Annotated in this window: 17 protein-coding genes; 5 read left to right on the top strand and 12 right to left on the bottom strand. The window is 46.9% G+C overall.

Annotation, left to right across the window (positions count from 1 at the left end):
* On the bottom strand, positions 1–2,400 hold the full coding sequence (locus tag OLMES_RS09800) for a Lon protease family protein (RefSeq protein ID WP_087461098.1): 2,400 nt from the start codon (positions 2,398–2,400) through the stop codon (positions 1–3).
* Between the two features lie 96 nt (positions 2,401–2,496).
* Here OLMES_RS09800 and OLMES_RS09795 point away from each other — a divergent pair, with 96 nt between their 5' ends.
* The 3 genes from OLMES_RS09795 to OLMES_RS09785 all read left to right on the top strand — a co-directional run bounded on the left by OLMES_RS09795 (position 2,497) and on the right by OLMES_RS09785 (position 4,259).
* On the top strand, positions 2,497–2,778 hold the full coding sequence (locus tag OLMES_RS09795) for a hypothetical protein (protein ID WP_087461097.1): 282 nt from the start codon (positions 2,497–2,499) through the stop codon (positions 2,776–2,778).
* Between the two features lie 570 nt (positions 2,779–3,348).
* The gene (locus OLMES_RS09790; protein ID WP_087461096.1) at positions 3,349–3,759 is read left to right on the top strand and encodes a hypothetical protein; all 411 of its coding nucleotides are present in this window, start codon (positions 3,349–3,351) and stop codon (positions 3,757–3,759) included.
* Between the two features lie 116 nt (positions 3,760–3,875).
* Positions 3,876–4,259 (top strand): SirB2 family protein, encoded by a 384-nt coding sequence (locus OLMES_RS09785; RefSeq protein ID WP_087461095.1) that lies wholly within the window; start codon positions 3,876–3,878, stop codon positions 4,257–4,259.
* A 97-nt stretch (positions 4,260–4,356) separates the two neighbouring features.
* Here OLMES_RS09785 and OLMES_RS09780 read toward each other — a convergent pair whose 3' ends face one another.
* From OLMES_RS09780 to OLMES_RS09770, 3 genes are all read right to left on the bottom strand, one after another.
* Positions 4,357–4,536, bottom strand: coding sequence for a hypothetical protein (locus tag OLMES_RS09780; RefSeq protein ID WP_087461094.1), 180 nt, complete (start codon positions 4,534–4,536; stop codon positions 4,357–4,359).
* A 56-nt stretch (positions 4,537–4,592) separates the two neighbouring features.
* Positions 4,593–5,627, bottom strand: a complete 1,035-nt coding sequence (gene recA, locus OLMES_RS09775; RefSeq protein WP_087461093.1) for a recombinase RecA — start codon at positions 5,625–5,627, stop codon at positions 4,593–4,595.
* 214 nt (positions 5,628–5,841) lie between these two features.
* Positions 5,842–6,378: a CinA family protein gene (locus tag OLMES_RS09770; protein WP_087461092.1), complete on the bottom strand. Its 537-nt coding sequence runs from the start codon at positions 6,376–6,378 to the stop codon at positions 5,842–5,844.
* 222 nt (positions 6,379–6,600) lie between these two features.
* Between OLMES_RS09770 and mutS the strand changes: the two genes are divergently transcribed.
* Positions 6,601–9,237, top strand: a complete 2,637-nt coding sequence (gene mutS, locus OLMES_RS09765; RefSeq protein WP_198343287.1) for a DNA mismatch repair protein MutS — start codon at positions 6,601–6,603, stop codon at positions 9,235–9,237.
* A gap of 121 nt (positions 9,238–9,358) precedes the next feature.
* Positions 9,359–9,682, top strand: coding sequence for a ferredoxin FdxA (gene fdxA, locus OLMES_RS09760; protein ID WP_087461091.1), 324 nt, complete (start codon positions 9,359–9,361; stop codon positions 9,680–9,682).
* A 179-nt stretch (positions 9,683–9,861) separates the two neighbouring features.
* Here fdxA and OLMES_RS09755 read toward each other — a convergent pair whose 3' ends face one another.
* The 8 genes from OLMES_RS09755 to bamA form a co-directional block, all read right to left on the bottom strand.
* On the bottom strand, positions 9,862–10,260 hold the full coding sequence (locus tag OLMES_RS09755) for a DUF4124 domain-containing protein (RefSeq protein ID WP_157678238.1): 399 nt from the start codon (positions 10,258–10,260) through the stop codon (positions 9,862–9,864).
* A 55-nt stretch (positions 10,261–10,315) separates the two neighbouring features.
* Entirely contained in the window at positions 10,316–10,963 is a 648-nt protein-coding gene (rnhB, locus tag OLMES_RS09750; protein WP_232465309.1) for a ribonuclease HII, read from the bottom strand.
* 13 nt (positions 10,964–10,976) lie between these two features.
* Positions 10,977–12,155 carry a lipid-A-disaccharide synthase gene (gene lpxB, locus OLMES_RS09745; protein ID WP_232465308.1) on the bottom strand — a complete coding sequence of 393 codons (1,179 nt, stop codon included), beginning with the start codon at positions 12,153–12,155 and terminating at the stop codon, positions 10,977–10,979.
* Complete coding sequence (lpxA, locus tag OLMES_RS09740; protein WP_087461089.1) at positions 12,152–12,922, bottom strand: acyl-ACP--UDP-N-acetylglucosamine O-acyltransferase; 771 nt, start codon at positions 12,920–12,922, stop codon at positions 12,152–12,154. The genes lpxB and lpxA overlap by 4 nt, the downstream gene beginning before the upstream one ends.
* Positions 12,923–13,363 carry a 3-hydroxyacyl-ACP dehydratase FabZ gene (gene fabZ, locus OLMES_RS09735; protein ID WP_087461088.1) on the bottom strand — a complete coding sequence of 147 codons (441 nt, stop codon included), beginning with the start codon at positions 13,361–13,363 and terminating at the stop codon, positions 12,923–12,925.
* Positions 13,364–13,432: 69 nt separating this feature from the next.
* Complete coding sequence (gene lpxD, locus OLMES_RS09730) at positions 13,433–14,518, bottom strand: UDP-3-O-(3-hydroxymyristoyl)glucosamine N-acyltransferase (protein ID WP_087461087.1); 1,086 nt, start codon at positions 14,516–14,518, stop codon at positions 13,433–13,435.
* An 84-nt stretch (positions 14,519–14,602) separates the two neighbouring features.
* Complete coding sequence (locus tag OLMES_RS09725; RefSeq protein WP_087461086.1) at positions 14,603–15,106, bottom strand: OmpH family outer membrane protein; 504 nt, start codon at positions 15,104–15,106, stop codon at positions 14,603–14,605.
* Between the two features lie 202 nt (positions 15,107–15,308).
* Complete coding sequence (gene bamA / locus OLMES_RS09720) at positions 15,309–17,615, bottom strand: outer membrane protein assembly factor BamA (RefSeq protein ID WP_087461085.1); 2,307 nt, start codon at positions 17,613–17,615, stop codon at positions 15,309–15,311.
* Between the last annotated feature and the right edge of the window lie 63 nt (positions 17,616–17,678).

Here is a 17,678-nt window from a genome sequence, read left to right as displayed (position 1 = left end):
TCAGCTTTTCGATTTTGCGCCACCTTCCGAGTCTTTATCAGTCTCCTTCAATTTCGCTAACCGTTGCTGAATCGTGCCGAAGACCGAACGCGGTGGAAATTTGCCATCAGTATTGGGCTCACCCGCAGGCTTACCAAACATTAGCGCAATCGCCTCATTGACGTGGGAAACACTATAGACGGAGAATGTTTTTTTGGCCGCTGCATCCAATACATCCTGTTTCAACATCAAGTTATGGACATTGGTCTCGGGCATAATAACACCTTGCGTATTGTCCGCACCTAAAATCATACAGGTATCATAGAACCCCTCGATTTTCTGGTTTACGCCTCCGACTGGCTGAACTTCGCCCTTCTGATTCATTGATCCGGTTACTGCGATATCCTGCCGAACCGGCAACCCCGACATCGCGGAAAGCAATGTACAAAACTCGGCGATAGTTGCACTGTCACCATCCACTTCACCATAGGATTGCTCGAAAGTAATACTGGCTGAAAGCGTAAGATGATCGGTTTGACCGAATAAGTGAGCTAGGTAGGAAGACAATATCAGTACGCCTTTGGAGTGAATTGTCCCACCCAGTTTAACATCCCGTTCGATATCAATTACGTCACCATCGCCATAGCGCGCAACAGCCGTTATCCGGCTTACGATACCGAATTCGCTGTCGCCAGTCGTCAGAACGGATAACGCATTGACCTGCCCTACCACCGCTCCGGATACCGTTAACAAAGTAGATCCATTTTCCACACCTTCATAAATCTGGTCGCGAATTCGGCTACTGCGGTGTTTCGCACTATCCAGCGCCTTGATAACGTGCTCGGACTTAATCTGTTTACTGTCCTGCTTCTCTGCCCAATAGTCAGATTCACGGAGCAAATTGGCAATATCTGCCGCATGAAGCGATAACTTATTCTGATCTTCCGCGATTCGGGAACTGTGTTCGATGATCTTCATCACTGCTTTTTTATCGCAGTGCCGTAGCCCTTTTTCATGTACCAGACTGGATATAAATTTGGCATAAAGTACTTGGTTTTCAGGAGTGCGCGCCATCTCACCTTCAAAGTCCGCCGTGACTTTAAACAACTCCTGAAATTCGGAATCGTACTGCTGCAGGAGCAAATACGTTTCGCGGTCACCGAATAGAATAATCTTCACATTCAGGGGTATGTGCTCCGGTTCCAATGATATGGTTCCGGATAACGTCATTTCCCGCTCCAGAGCATTGATTGCCATACTGCTTGAACGGAGCGCCCGTTTGAGCCCATCCCAAACAAAAGGCTGTTCCAGAACCTTGATTGCATCCATCAAAAGATAGCCGCCATTGGCTTTATGCAGGCTTCCAGCCCGAATCAAGGAGAAATCGGTAAATACTGTTCCTTTGTACGTTACGTTTTCTACATAGCCAAACAGGTTGTGATAATTAGGATTGTCTTCAACAACAATCGGCGCTAACCCATCTTTACGATTTACCAGAACATTAACCTGGTATCGTCTAGGCATTTTCTTATCCAGTGACGCGTAGGCGATTGTTGCGTGTTCATCATTGTCTTCCAGGAAGATATCCACGTTATCAACCAGGTCTTTGCGCATAGTCTCGAGAAAACCGATGACATTTTTCTGCTCTTCATATTTGGCTTCCAGATCATCAATGAGATGTCCGGTGACGGCCAAGGTAACCTCTTCATTCAATTGCTGCTGTTTATCCAGGTAGTCCTGCTCCCAGTTAGCCAGCTTACGCAACGTTCCGCGAAGTTTTTTCTCAAGTTTATTGATCGTATCCTCAAAATGCTGCTGCTCATCTGCCGTCAATTCTGAAAATGTCTCGGCAGTGTGGGGTTCTTCACCATTCATGGCGACCAAACGATAACCACCGGGTGTGGTAACGGTTAGATTCACGCCTTTCTTCTGCGCCTGTTTGGACACCTGCAGCAATTGCTTTTCCTGCTTATCCGCCAGCTCATTTTTCAATTGCTCAGAACGTTCATAATAGGAATCATTGTCAAACGCCTGAGGAATCGCCTTCACCAGACGAAACATCAGCTTTTCGACATCTTTTTTGAACTGAATGCCTAAACCTGCTGGAAGTTTCAAAACACGAGGCTGGCGAATGTCATCAAAATTGTTCACATAACACCAATCCACAACGCCGTCATGGGCATCGACATGCTGACGCAGGTAGCGAAGCATCATCGTTCTTTTTCCCAACCCACTTGGCCCTACAGCGTAGATATTATATCCGCTGGATGGCATAGCCATTGCAAATTTGAGGGCGTCCTGAGCTCGCGCCTGTCCGATAATTTCATCCAACGGTTGGAGTGTCTTAGTGGACTGAAACGAGAAATCCGAAGTATTGCATTGCGCATACAGTTTGCGTGGCGATAAAGGTGATGGCTTCAATGTAATTTCCTATTGTGCTGGCCGTAAACTCAACATTTTCCCAATTCAGCCGATAACAATCAAATAAGGAGAACACGACTTTCGGGAGAAATCAGTATGTATATAAACGATAATAAGCTAAATTTGACAGATTACACCCGTAATAAGCGGACTCAAACGTCACAGGGTGCAACCGAAGCAGAAGCGCTGGACAAAGCTTTGGACTCCCGCCCTGTTGATCGTCGAATACGGCCTGACAGGCGTAGAAAGCAAACACGCGTGCAACAGGAACGCCGTCGTCGTCGGGAACGACGCGCTCCGGAACTGCTGCATCCCGAAACAGCCCAACCTCAGGCACTAGAAGCCAAGAAAGGCACACGAGTGGATACAAGTGCATGATTTTAGTGCGTTTATTTTTTGTACGCCAGAAAATCAAGCCCCTGAAAAACCCATCTGTTTTGAGACACAGTTAACAATTACAAAGGTTTATACTACTGTCAAATTTCTTTCCCCGCTTTTAACTTGTGTTAACAAACGTTAAAATGCAGACTCAACATCGTACGAACACTTGTATAACAAGTATACTTTGGTCTAAACGAAACCGGTCAGCGGATACCAAGCATGAGTGCTTACACTGAAGCAAACACAGCTTGGACTTACGCTTTAGACTAGATTAAGTGTGAGACTAGAGTGGGTGCGAAATCCAAATTGCGGTACTGGCACTAAAGCAAGAAAATCGCATTTTGGTTAAAAGTCAGGAAGATACTTCACGAAATGAATCTCCTGCACTGAACAGGCCCCGAATGGCGCACAAATCTTAATCACCAGTACGATCCGTAATGAGACGTACAGGTTGATAAAGGCAAAACGCCAACTCAGGTTTTTTAAACCTGTTCCTCGAGAGGTCAGATTGTTGAACTATAATTTCGTGTTGCTGAAAATAAATAAACTTGAAAGGCGACAAGAATCATGATGGATTGCAGCATTTCGCATTTTAAGGATCGTCGAATCAAATCCCGGCACGCCGCGCCTTGCCTTGGGGTTACGCTAAGAGCTGTTGGCTTGATGAGCGTATTCAAGCGACCGACAGATGCCAGATGTATCGATATCAATCGCTATGGCATGGCTCTGGAAAGCTGCGCCCGTTTCAAGTCGGGTGACAGGGTAATCCTTGATTTCAGGGGCAAATATATTTGCCAATCCAACATCGAAGCCATTATCACGAGCTGCTCCCGATCCGGTGGTGTTTACCGGTACGGCCTCACATTCGCATACTGTTTGAGCAATAAGTCCTACTCAAGAGAAATTGACAACGCACTGTCGAGAATAGAGAGCCTCTACAACAGCCAATATCAGGGTAAAACAAGTCGAGCCAGCTAAACAACATCAGCAAAACATCACAACAGCCGCTTCTATCGTCCAAACATCCATAAACTTCAGGAAGCCCAATCACCACCCACAGCAGAATCAAGGGTGCTGAATCGCGTGTATATTCAATGACCTACTACCTACTCATCAAACAAGTACACATCATTTGCGTCATCGCAACGCTCATTTTATTCTCTTTCAGGGGAATTTTAATGATGCTGAATTCTAGACTGCTACACACCCGGCTGATTCGAGTCTTGCCGCATATTGTCGATACCGTTCTCTTGGTTAGTGCGATTCTTCTGACCTTGCAAATTCATCAATATCCGTTTGTTAATGATTGGCTTACAGCCAAACTAATTGCGCTGCTCGCATATATTGCCGTGGGAACATTTGCATTGAAACGGGGTAAAACAAAATCGCTGCGGATTCTGCTCTTTTTCATTGCTTTGGCCATATTCTTTTATATCCTAGCCGTCGCGAGAACCCATAGCACACTCATACCGTTCTAGATTATTTCCAGGCCCGCTCCAGACAACCGAATGGGCCTGTAAAAACAGCGGTTATAGAAAGCACCAACAGCGAACCTCACGAATCCTGTAGCTGTGATTACAAGCTGGTACTTTGCTTGTCATCGGGGGGTTCATCCCCCTCTTTAGGGGGATTCACATAATACCGTTGCTGATCGAGAACCTTGATTTCTGGATCATCTAACCTGGACTGCATTTTTCCACGCACTAACCAAATTAACAGCACGATGGCCAAAATCGCCAATACAACCCACTTCATCTCAGTCTCCCGCTACAACAATTTCGCTCAAACCATTGAGCCTTATTGTACTATGCTCAGTCTTCAGCTTCGGCTGCAACTTCAGCTTCCGCATTTTTCACTAAACTGGGCATCAACTTAGCTCGAATTGAACCTTCAATTTCCTGCGCTATTTCAGGATTTTCTTCTAAAAATTTAGCAGCATTTGCCTTACCCTGCCCAATTTTATCGCCTTTGTAGCTATACCATGCCCCGGCTTTATCCACGAATCCCTCTTTAACGCCCATATCAATGACTTCGCCCATTCGATAAATACCAGCACCGTACATAATCTGGAAGTCAGCCTGCCGGAATGGCGGAGAAACTTTATTTTTCACCACTTTAACCCGAGTCTCATTGCCGACGACTTCATCACCACTTTTCACTGCACCCGTGCGTCGGATATCCAAACGAACAGAAGCGTAGAACTTCAGGGCGTTCCCCCCCGTGGTGGTTTCCGGGTTCCCGAACATGACTCCGATTTTCATTCGGATTTGGTTGATGAAAATACACAAGCAATTGGCATTTTTGATATTACCGGTAATTTTACGTAATGCCTGGGACATTAAACGCGCCTGGAGTCCGACATGGGAGTCTCCCATCTCGCCTTCAATTTCAGCACGCGGGGTTAAGGCGGCAACGGAGTCAACGATAATGACATCTACCGCACCCGATCGAACCAGCATATCTGCAATTTCGAGCGCCTGCTCACCCGTATCCGGTTGAGAAACCAACAAGTCGTCAACATTAACCCCCAGTTTCTCCGCATAAATGGGATCCAGAGCATGCTCGGCATCGATAAATGCACAGGTTTTGCCTACCCGCTGGGCCTCCGCAACCACTTGCAATGTAAGCGTAGTTTTACCCGAACTTTCAGGGCCATAAATCTCAACGATACGACCGAATGGTAAACCACCTATACCCAAAGCAACATCCAACCCCAGTGAGCCTGTCGAAACAGATGGGATGGCTTCTCTGGGCTGATCTCCCATTTTCATGATTGCGCCTTTACCGAACTGTTTTTCGATTTGCGACAAAGCCGCACCCAAAGCTCGCTTCTTGTTATCGTCCATTTCCTACCTCAATTTGTTTAGTCAGTACGTTCGTCTATTGTTCGTCTAATAGCAATATTCGCGTTTTTACTGTGCTCATCTGGCTATGCTGCTCAGGCTTTAACTTTTCGACGGCAATAAAGCTGTATATATGAACAGCATTATTCCATAGCACTCAATCTTGCACAACCTTTAGCTTAAATATTCAACACGCCAGCATGGTCAATAGTCTGAGCTAGACCTGCAGGAGCAGTTCAAGTAGACCTTGATAAGCTTTATACACACTAAAGCGACGTATTGTGTCGCGATCACCCGAGAATTGGCAACAAAGTGTCATACCTTGGCCAAAATCAGACGACCAGCCAAACCAAACCAGGCCTACGGGTTTGTCTGCGGTACCGCCCCCCGGGCCCGCAATTCCGCTAACCGCAACAGAAAGGTTTACCGGAATGCAGTTCAACACACCATCAGCCATTTGTGCGACGACTTCGCGGCTCACAGCACCAAAGCGCTCCAGCGATTCGGAACTGACGTTCAGAAGCTTTTGCTTAACCGCATTGGAGTAAGAAACGACGCCCCCTTCATACCAATTGGAACTTCCGGCAAGATCCGTCGCAGCCTTCCCTATCCATCCGCCTGAACAGGACTCTGCCGAGGCCATCATCATCTTTCGGTCTAGTAGCGCCTGTGCAACCACAGCAACCAGAGCCCTGATATCTGCATCAGACGGCGTTATCTCTATCGCCTCTAACCACTTTTCAACATCATTCATTACTGTTCCTCATCAGTCCTTATCAGATGTGCTCATTACAGTTTTACCTGTCGCCTGTGGAATTTGCCTGTAATCCGGTCTGAATCCATGTGCAAATTTGAAGTTTAACAATAGCATTGAAAGACAAGCGTGTTTTTCTGTTTTCCCCTTACAGGAACACTACAAATTCCGTACAATGCCCGCCACATCACAGCATCATATTGGTAACGAAAATTCTCTATTATGGCTATAAAATCGGAAAACAAAACTCAGCACACGCCCATGATGGCGCAATACCTGAAAATCAAAGTAGAACACCAGAATGAATTGGTTTTTTACCGTATGGGTGATTTCTACGAACTGTTTTACGATGATGCCAAAAAAGCTGCAGAACTACTCGATATAACCTTAACCGCAAGAGGTCAATCCGCAGGACAGCCCATCCCCATGGCTGGCGTTCCCTTTCACGCCGCAGAGGGTTATATAGGCCGCTTGGTAAGACTGGGTCAATCTGTCGCGGTTTGTGAACAAGTCGGCGATCCAGCGACATCCAAAGGGCCGGTGGAAAGAAAAGTTGTACGCGTTATTACGCCCGGTACCCTGACTGATGAAGCATTTCTGGATGAAAAGTCCGATAATCTGATCGCTGCAGTGTACTTCCGGGAAAGTCAATTTGGGCTCGCATTTTTGGATTTGAGTTGTGGACGCTTCTCAGTTCAGGAAGTAAACGGGGTCGAGGCACTCCAGGGCGAACTGCAGCGTGTTCGTCCCGCCGAATTGTTGATTAGCGAAGACTTTCCGTATACCGAACTCACCAATCAGTATCAAGGGGTTCGCCGTCAACCGGTCTGGTACTTTGAGTCCGATACTGCGATGCGCCTGCTCACGCAACAGTTTCAAACCCGGGACTTGCAAGGCTTCGGATGTCAGGAGATGGATCTTGCTATCCCTGCTGCAGGCTGTTTGCTACAGTACGCCAAAGATACACAAAAATCAGCATTACCTCACATAAACACGCTGACATCAGAGCGCCGGGAAGACCAGGTAATTCTGGATGCCACCAGCCGCCGAAATCTCGAGATCGACATCAACCTGATGGGTGGACATAAGCATACGCTTGCCTGGGTTATGGACAAAACGGCAACAGCGATGGGCAGCCGCTTACTGCGACGCTGGCTCAACAGCCCAACCCGAAACATTGAAACATTGCAAAACAGGCAGTCTACGGTTACAGACTTGTTTAAACATTATGAGTATGAATCGCTTCAACCGATTCTTCGACAAATAGGTGATATTGAACGGATACTTGCCCGGGTTGCACTCAAATCAGCACGGCCTAGAGACCTGGCCAAGTTAAAGGATGCCTTCAGTGCACTCCCGGATCTGCAAAATCAATTATCGCAGATTCCCACAAACTATCTTAAACAATTGGCAGAAAAGATCTGCGAGTACCCCGAATTACAGGACATTCTGAGCCGAGCAATAATCGATAACCCGCCGGTGGTTATTCGCGATGGTGGTGTGATTCAGGAAGGTTTTGACACGGAACTGGATGAGCTACGATCCCTGTCTGAAAATGCCGGAGACTATCTCATTCAACTGGAAAACCGGGAAAAAGAACGTACCGGACTGTCATCACTGAAAGTGGGATATAATCGTGTTCATGGCTATTATATCGAGATTGGAAGAGCCCAATCTGACAAAGCTCCGACTGAGTACATTAGACGCCAAACCCTCAAGAATGCCGAACGTTTTATCACTCCCGAGCTGAAAACCTTCGAGGACAAAGCCTTAAGCAGTAAAAGCCGGGCCCTTAGCCGGGAAAAAGCCATCTACGATGACTTGCTCGAGACACTTTTAGAACATTTGGCACCACTGCAGACTACAGCCAGAGCACTGGCTGAACTCGATGTATTGTCTAATTTTGCAGAGCGGGCACAAACGTTAAACCTTAGTTGCCCGGAGTTATGTGATGAACACCAGCTGCTAATCGAAGAAGGCAGACACCCGGTTATTGAACAAATCCTGGATGCCCCCTTTGTTCCCAATGATCTACATCTCGATGAAAAAAGACGCATGCTGATCATCACTGGCCCCAATATGGGGGGGAAATCGACTTACATGCGTCAGACCGCTATCATCGCGATCCTGGCTTACTGCGGCAGTTTTGTGCCCGCATCACGGGTTCAACTCGGCCCCATCGATCGCATTTTCACACGAATGGGTTCCAGCGATGACATCGCAGGAGGTCGATCCACGTTTATGGTCGAGATGACAGAAACAGCCAACATCCTGAATAACGCAACGCGGAACAGCCTTGTACTAATGGATGAAGTAGGACGAGGCACCAGCACCTTTGATGGTCTGTCTCTGGCCTGGGCAAGTGCGCATCAACTCGCCAGCCAAATCGAATCCATGACCCTGTTTGCCACACACTACTTTGAAATGACCACCCTGCCAGATCAAGTTACCGGTGTATATAACGTTCATCTCAGTGCAACCGAGCATGATGATTCAATTGTCTTTTTACATGCGGTTCATGAAGGACCGGCAAGCCAGAGTTACGGACTACAAGTCGCCAAGTTAGCTGGTGTCCCGCCGGAAGTAATAAAAACGGCGAAACATCAGCTACATCTTCTGGAAAACGTCAACCCATTACCTGCTGCCGGATCAGACAACAAAACCCGGACTGAGGCTCCTGCCGCATCAATTCAAATAGCAGGGAAAGCCAAAGATAACAGCTATTTGCAAGGTGACATGTTTGCCGCACTGGAACCCTCCCCAGTTGAAAAACAGATTCTCGCGCTTGAACCCGATGATATAACACCACGACAAGCACTGGATTTGATTTACAACTTACGGGCGGAGCTGGAATCATAAGCAAATTGGGAATAAACTTGCTTGAGCTGGTCGCAGTGCCTACAATACGCTCCGAATTGTCATATCCCGGCAATAAATTTCAATCCGGGACGAGAACATTTAATAACCCAGGGATTACACCATGACTTTTGTAGTGACCGAAAATTGTATCAAATGTAAGTATACCGACTGCGTGGAGGTATGCCCTGTTGATTGTTTTTACGAAGGACCTAATTTCCTGGTCATCGATCCTGATGAGTGTATCGACTGTGCATTATGCGAGCCAGAGTGTCCTGCCGAGGCCATTTTCTCCGAGGATGAACTGCCCGCAGACCAAGTGCAGTACATCGAGCTCAACGCAGACCTGTGCCAAAAATGGCCCAACATTACCGAGAAAAAAGATGCATTGCCGGATGCAGAAGAATGGGATGGTAAAACAGACAAATTACAGTACCTGGAAAAATAGCCCATGAGTACTGCTGTAGCCCCTCCCCATGTGCTGATTTAACAGTGCATACAAGGTGTTTGACCAAGGCCCCCTCAAGCTGTCGCGACAGGATTTGGTCAAACACCGAATACCCCGGCAGCATCGAAAATTTGTTCGACAGCGCTTATTCAATTTGACTCAATTTATCAGCGCTCAGTTTACAAACACTCTGCCTCATACTGGAGAATAAGCTCTTCGCGCATTTTTTCCGCCTGCTTCTCTGTGTAAAACTCTTTCTCACCTTGCTCATTTAGCTGATAGTAGCCGTAGCCCTCACGTGCTTTTCGGGCCTCGTCTTGTAGTGTTGAGCAAACTTGCTTTTTTTGTTTATCCTTTAGTCGCTCTGCCTTTTCATTAGCAAGCGCTTGCGTACGCTTTTCGGCTTCCAGTGCCCTGAGGTATCGCTGATTTTGTTGCTCGATTGAGCGCTCAGATTGTTCAGATTGCGAAGCCCCATGGTACCTTATCGTTTTCGTTTCATGGGCCTCGCCGGCAGGTGGCTCATCGCTGAAATGAACCCGACCCTGCTTACCTTTCCACTGATAAATTTCAGCCAAAGATGTTTCAATACAGAAAAGCGTGGAGAGCACAGCAAATAATAAAAGAATCAGCTTACAGTGGGATCTGTAATTGTTGAAGGCTACGTTCATCTGTTTCGTCTTGTCTATCCAGCACATTTTGCACCGGCTTAAAGGACCGTCGATGCTCCTTGAGACAACCAAACTGCTCAAGGGCGAGAAAATGAGCTTTCGTCGGATACCCCTTATGTTTTGCGAAACCATATTGCGGATAGCGACGATCAAGCTCAACCATTTCCGCATCTCTCGCGACTTTTGCGAGGATCGAAGCAGCACTAATGGCAGGAACACGACCGTCGCCTTTTACAATCGCCAGACTGGCGTAACCCCACTTTGGCAATTTATTACCATCGACAACGACAAATTCCGGCTTTACGGAAAGTCCGTCTACTGCTCTTTGCATTGCTAACATTGTCGCCTGGAATATATTTAAGCGGTCTATCTCTTCCGGCTCCGCTCGCCCCAAACTCCATGCCAATGCCGACGCTCGTATTTGTTCAGCTAAAGCATCCCGTCGTTTTTCGCTCAACTTCTTGGAGTCGTTCAGTTCGGGTATCGGTTTTGCTGGATCCAGCACCACAGCAGCCGTTACCACGGCGCCAACAAGCGGGCCACGGCCAACCTCATCAACACCGGCTAACAAGCTCCCGGAATAAGGAATATCTACTTCAATATCAGCCACTTGTTCCCCATCGTCATGCCGGTTTGTGCTTGATTAGATTTGCCACTGCCGCTCCGGCCTGCTTACTGGCATCCTGTTTCAAGCCCTGATGCAGATCCAGAAACGCACTTTGCACTTGATTTTGTACAGATTGATCTTCTAATCGGATCAACACTTCCCGTGCCAGGTTCTCGGGTGACGCCTGAGCCTGAATCAATTCTGGAACCAACCTTGAACCAGCTAAAAGATTGGGCAGCGCGATGTACGGCGCTTTCATTAACTTACTCATAATGAAATAGGTTAGCGCGGACATCCGGTAAGCGACAACCATCGGCTTTTTCAACAACATCGCCTCAAGCGTTGCTGTTCCTGATGCCATCAACACCACATCCGAGGCGGCCATAACATCTCTGGATTTTCCAGAAATCAACGTTACAGGCAACTGCAGCGCTTTTATTTTAAGCAGCGCTTCTATTTGCTGCCTTCGCTCATCATTAACATAGGGAATGATAAACTTGACCCCGGGACACTTTTGCGCGATCAAGTTTGCAGATTCGAGAAACACATCACCAAGATAATGGATTTCGCCACTTCGGCTTCCCGGTAACAATGCCACAATGGTTTCAGATTCGGGTAATGCCAGTCGCTTTCGAGCATCAAGCTGGTTCGTTTGAAAAGGGATCATATCCGCTAATGGGTGACCAACAAACTTTACCGGAACCTGATGCTCTTTATAAAACTTGGCCTCAAAGGGGAATAAGGTCAACATCAAATCAGTGGCTTTGGCAATTTTAAAAATTCTTTTTTGACGCCAGGCCCATACGGAAGGACTAACATAATGAACCGTTTTAATGCCTCGCCGCCGCAAGGCCAACTCCAGTCCGAGGGTAAAATCCGGGGAATCGATGCCGATAAAAACGTCAGGCGGTACGGAGAGAAAATGTCGTTTCAATGACTTCCGAATACCGATCAACTCGAAGATCCGACCAAGCACTTCCACCAACCCCATTACAGACAACCGTTCCATGGGGAAGAAACTGTTAAACCCTTCTGAAATCATTTCCGGACCACCGATACCTTCAAATATCGCATCAGGAAAATGCTGCTTCAGCTCCCGGATCAAACCCGCGCCTAATATGTCACCAGAGGCTTCTCCAGCAACAATACCGATCCTGATTTGATTTGCCTCAGCAGGTGCCGCTTCGAGCTTCAACGGATGATGCCTCTATCGGATCGTTTTATAGAATCAAGGAACAATTTTAATTCAGGGGTATCTGCCGACTCATTCAATATTTCCGTAGCCTGAGCCAAAGTCAGTCCTTGGCGATAGACCACCTTGTAAGCGCGCTTCAAAGAAAGAATAGTCTCAGGGGTGTATCCACGGCGCTTCAATCCTTCCGAATTCAAGCCGTGAGCTGACGCAGACTGTCCACCCGCCATGACATACGCAGGCACATCCCGGAGTACGATACTGCCTCCCGCACACATGCTATGCGCACCAATCTTGCAAAACTGGTGAACCATCGTGCCGCCCCCCAGAATCGCCCAATCATCCACATGGACATGCCCAGCCAAAGTCGCATTATTTGCCAGGATAATATCATTGCCAACAATGCAATCGTGGGCAACGTGAGTATAAGCCATCAGCAGATTTCGGCTACCAATCGATGTAATACCGGCATCCTGAACAGTACCCCGGTGGATAGTACAACTTTCCCGAATAACATTATCATCGCCAATAACCAACCGGGTCGGTTCACCGCTGTATTTTTTATCCTGACAATCTTCTCCAACACTGGAAAACTGAAAAACTTTGTTGCGTTTACCAATTTGAGTCGGACCTTTGATCACGACATGGGAGGAGATCCAGCTACCTTCATCAATAACCACATCAGGGCCAATGTACGTCCAGGGACCAATGACTACATCATCAGCAATCTGCGCTGATGGATCGACGATGGCTTGTTCGTGAATTGCCATTTAACTCCCTCTCTCTGCAGTCATAATTTCCGCTACACAGGCAACCTCGTCACCGACAGTAGCTTTACAGTCGAACTTCCAGATACCATGCTTGTCAGCAATCAGGTTGGAATACAGGGTCAACTGGTCGCCCGGCACCACAGGTCGCTTGAAACGAACCCGATTTGAACCGGCAAAAACTTGAATAATTCCGGGAGCGGGTTTGCGATCATTGGTGACAAAACCCAGAATTCCAGAAATCTGCGCCATTGCCTCCAAAATTAACACTCCAGGCATAATTGGCTTACCCGGGAAATGACCACTGAAGAAGTGTTCATTCATGGTTACGTTTTTGTAACCCACGATTGACTTACCCTTTTCGATCTCGAGCACCCGATCCACTAATAAAAATGGATAGCGATGCGGGAGATACTCAAGAATAAGCTCAATATCCATTTCCATCTATGGGAATACCTCTTGGTAGCTCATTATTAGTAGCTCAAAATTCACTAGTTGGCATTTGAATGCCACCTACCCTAGCAAACTATCAACTTTACGTTCTAAAGACTTCAATTTTTTGGCAAACTCATCTAACGAGCGCATTCTTGCAACCATTCTACGCCACTTGCTGTTAGGCTCTACGCCCGTGCCAGAAGAATAAAGACCAGGTGCTTTGATGCTTTTGGTGACCATGGTCATGCCAGTTAAATAGACATCATCGGCAATATCCAAGTGCCCCCCGACCCCTGTTGCACCACCAATTACACACCGCTTCCCAATCGTGGTGCTGCCTGCTACACCCACACATCCGGCCAATGCGGCATCGTCGCCAATCACCACGTTATGGGCAATCTGAACCTGATTATCGATTCTTACACCATCACCGATAATGGTATCACCCAAAGCGCCGCGGTCTATTGTTGTATTCGCACCAATCTCAACATTATCACCGACCGTGACCCCGCCGAGCTGTGCTATTTTAAACCACTTCTCTCCGTCCTTCGCATTACCAAAACCATCTGAGCCGATAACAACGCCACTGTGTATTATGCAATCCTGACCCAAAGTGATGTCGCTGTAGAGGACAACACTGGCCCAAAGACGGGTTCGATCTCCGATATGACAATTTACTCCGATGGAGACGTTAGCCCCGATGTAAACCGAGCGACCTAAAACACAGCCTTCGCCAATGACGGCGTTATGCCCTATATAACAATCATCAGGAACATGAACGGAGGGATGAATCACCGCAGATGTTTCAATCCGCGGTTCGAATTGATATGCCGTATCAAAAAGATGGGTAAGTTTTGCAAACCCGAGATAAGGGTTATCCAGAACCAGAAAAGTACTTTGCAGGGGCTCGCCAGACACAAATTGCCACGAGCCACCTCGCTCCACGAAGAGCTCAGTTACCACATCAGGCGCAACGATGATGGCGGATGCCTGGCTTTTCGCCAGATGCTTCTTATAAACCGGATTGGACAGGAACGCCAACTGTCCAGTTTTAGCTGCCTGCAGGGTTGCCAGACTAGAAATCTCCGAAGAAGCATCACCAATAATTTTTGCTTCCAGGATCTCAGCAATTTCAGCTATCGCCAAACGCGTTTCCGTCAACATCGCTTTACCACACTCTTAACTTGTTACGTATTACGTTACTTATTTGATCATTTTTTCTTTGATCAGGTTACTCAACAGTGGTGTTTATTTTGCGTTCAACTTCTCAATTACTTTTGGTGTTAGATCTAATGACGGTACAACAAAAAGCGTTGCTTCACGAGGCAATAGCAAATCGACTTTCTCGGCTTTTGCAACCTCTTCCAATGCACGATCCAGCTTGGGCTTCGAGTCACGCAAGAAATCCTGTTTACGAGTATTCACAGCACTTTCAAATTTATTTTTAAGATAATTGAATTCCTTTGCCTTAAGTTCGAACTCACTCGCCATTTTCGCCCGCTCGGAATCACTCATCATGGCGGCATCTTTCTTTATGCGCTCTTGCATCTTTTGCGCTTCATCACCAACCTTTTTTACTTCAGACTCATCTTTGGCAAACTCCTGCTTCAATTTTTCGCCAAATGCCTGGGCCGCTTCTGAGTTGAATAGCGCTGCGCGAATATCCACTACTGCAATTTTGGTCTCAGCCTGAACATTCATAGTCCCAAACAGCACCAGAAGGCAAAACAGACCGTGCTTCAATGCTTTCATTTTTATCTCCAGATTTTCACTTTTGAATGATCAGTCGGGGTTTATTACCGACTGAGGATTATTAACTGAATGCCCGAATGGCGTAACATTTGGCTAACGGGAGTCAGGTACCGTGGTATTCGGGCTACATTTATTTTTACACACTACAGATTACTTTTACGGAGTGCAGTTTACCTTAACGAACGACTGTTGTTTCTACACATTACAATGGTTGTCCAAGCGAGAATTGAAATACCTGAGTCTCATCGCCATCTTCATCATTAAGTGGTTTAGCAATACTGAAGGCCAGCGGACCAATCGCGGTAATCCACGAAAAACCAATCCCGACTGAATAGCGAATTTCCGCGAAATCCAGATCATAGTTCCGATCCGGATCAAAGACATTACCGGCATCAATGAACAAACTGGAACGCATGGAACGTTGATCTTTTACGAATGGCATCGGAAAAATAAATGCGGCAGTACCTTCCATCATAATGTTTCCACCGAAGGGTTCAGCTTCGCCCACATCGTCAACATGGGGTGTTGAACGTGGTCCCAGGGAACTGGATTCCCAACCCCGTACCGAGCCAAAACCTCCAGCATAATAATGCTCAAAAAACGGCAATGAATCGGTACTGCCATACCCGTCCCCATAGCCAAGTTCACCCCGGAAATGTAAAGCCCATTTATGGAGGTTATCGATGGGGACGTAGAGGTTATTCCGGTAATTTAATTTATAGAACTCAAGGTCACTTACACCCGGTAGCATAACTTCCAGTGATAATGACTGGGACATGCCTTTAGTCGGGAGCACACCGCGATTCAGAGTATTACGGGTCCAACTGCCCGAAACCGAGAACATATCAAAGTCATCGCCATTTTCCGCAATAAAATTACTGATTTCGAGCGCAGGTCTTTCGCCAATCTTAATTTTCGAGTTGTTTGCACTAACCCCAAAATTGAGCCTCGAATAGTTATTAATCGGATACCCAAAGGTCATTCCCGCAGAAAGTGTATCCAATGTAAAGTCTGAAATATCCTGCTCTTCGTAGTCAGTTTGCCGTGCCGAAACGCTAAAGCCACGGCTCACCCCGTCTACCGTGAAGTAAGGGTTGAGATAGGAAAAGCTGGCACTCTTAACCGACTCACTGAAGTTCATGCCAAATGAAACACGGCGCCCTGAGCCAAAAAAGTTATTTTCAGATATGCTGGTTCCAATAATGAAACCGCCACCCTGTGAATAACCCAAGCTTGCGGAAAGGCTACCGGAGGGTTGTTCTTCCACTGTATAGTTAACATCAATAAGGTCAGGATAACCGGGAACTGCAGGCGTCTCTACACTGACATCCTTGAAAAAGCCCAATCGCTCCAGCCTGGATTTGGACATTTCAATCAAGTCTGTAGAAGCAACAGCACCTTCCATCTGGCGCATTTCCTGACGGAGTACTTCGTCACTGGTGCCGACATTGCCCCGGAAATTTATCCGCCGAACATAAGTTCGACGCCCTGGGTCAACAAAAAAGGTAACCGTCGTGCTGTTATCTTCATGGGCCTCAGGGATACCACTGATGTTTGCGAAGGTATACCCCTCTTTACCAAGCCGTTTAGCCATAATGTCCGATGTGGTGGTAAGCTTGACCCGGGAAAAGTGCTCGCCTGGCTGTAACAGGATCAACTTCCGAAGCTCTTCCTCCGTTACAATCAAGTCCCCTTTCAACTTTACGTCTTTGACTGTAAAAAGTGGCCCTTCTTTCACATTCAAGGTGATAAATACAGCATCTTTTTCTGGTGAGATTGAAACCTGGGTCGACTCGATCGAAAACTTGAGATAGCCGCGGTCCAGATAGTAACTACGAATCCGCTCAAGATCCCCACTGAGCTTTTCCTTGGCATATTTATCGTCATTGAAGATAAAGGACCAAAAACCAGGGGTCTTAAGCTCCATTAAATCCGTCAACTCTTCATCGGAAAAGACTTCGTTACCCACCACGTTGATATGAAGAATCGAAGCGATATCGCCCTCATCAATATCAATCTTGATCGCTACACGATTACGAGGCAATTCTTCCACAGAAGCTTCAATAGAAGCATTGTATCGTCCCTGTGCGACATATGACCGAAGGATCTCCAACTCCAGCTTCTCCAGCGTGAGCCGCTTGAAAACCTGCCCTTCAGACAAACCTGCTGCGGTCAGACCATCCAGAAGGTCATCCGTTTCGATTGCTTTATTGCCTTCAATTTCGATTTTGGTAACTGAGGGGCGCTCTGCCACGGTCAAAATCAACACATTTTGATCGCGCCCCATCTCGATGTCCGTAAACAATCCTGTCTTGAATAGAGACTGCATTGCGTCATTTATTTTAAACGTGTCCACCCGATCTCCAACACTCACGGGTAATGCACTGAACACAGATCCGGCAGAAACTCTCTGCAACCCTTCGATTCGAATATCCGAAACGGTAAAATCTACGGCCCTAACTGAAAATGCGACAAACAAAGAAAGAACTAGAAGTAAGGAAAGCCTCATAACACCTACAGGATATTTGTTCCAATTATCATTATTTCCCGGAAAGCAGCGGACTGTACCGAG

The sequence above is a fragment of the Oleiphilus messinensis genome (assembly GCF_002162375.1).
Taxonomy (GTDB): Bacteria; Pseudomonadota; Gammaproteobacteria; order Pseudomonadales; family Oleiphilaceae; genus Oleiphilus; species Oleiphilus messinensis.
This window is presented reverse-complemented; position numbering and strand designations above follow the sequence as displayed.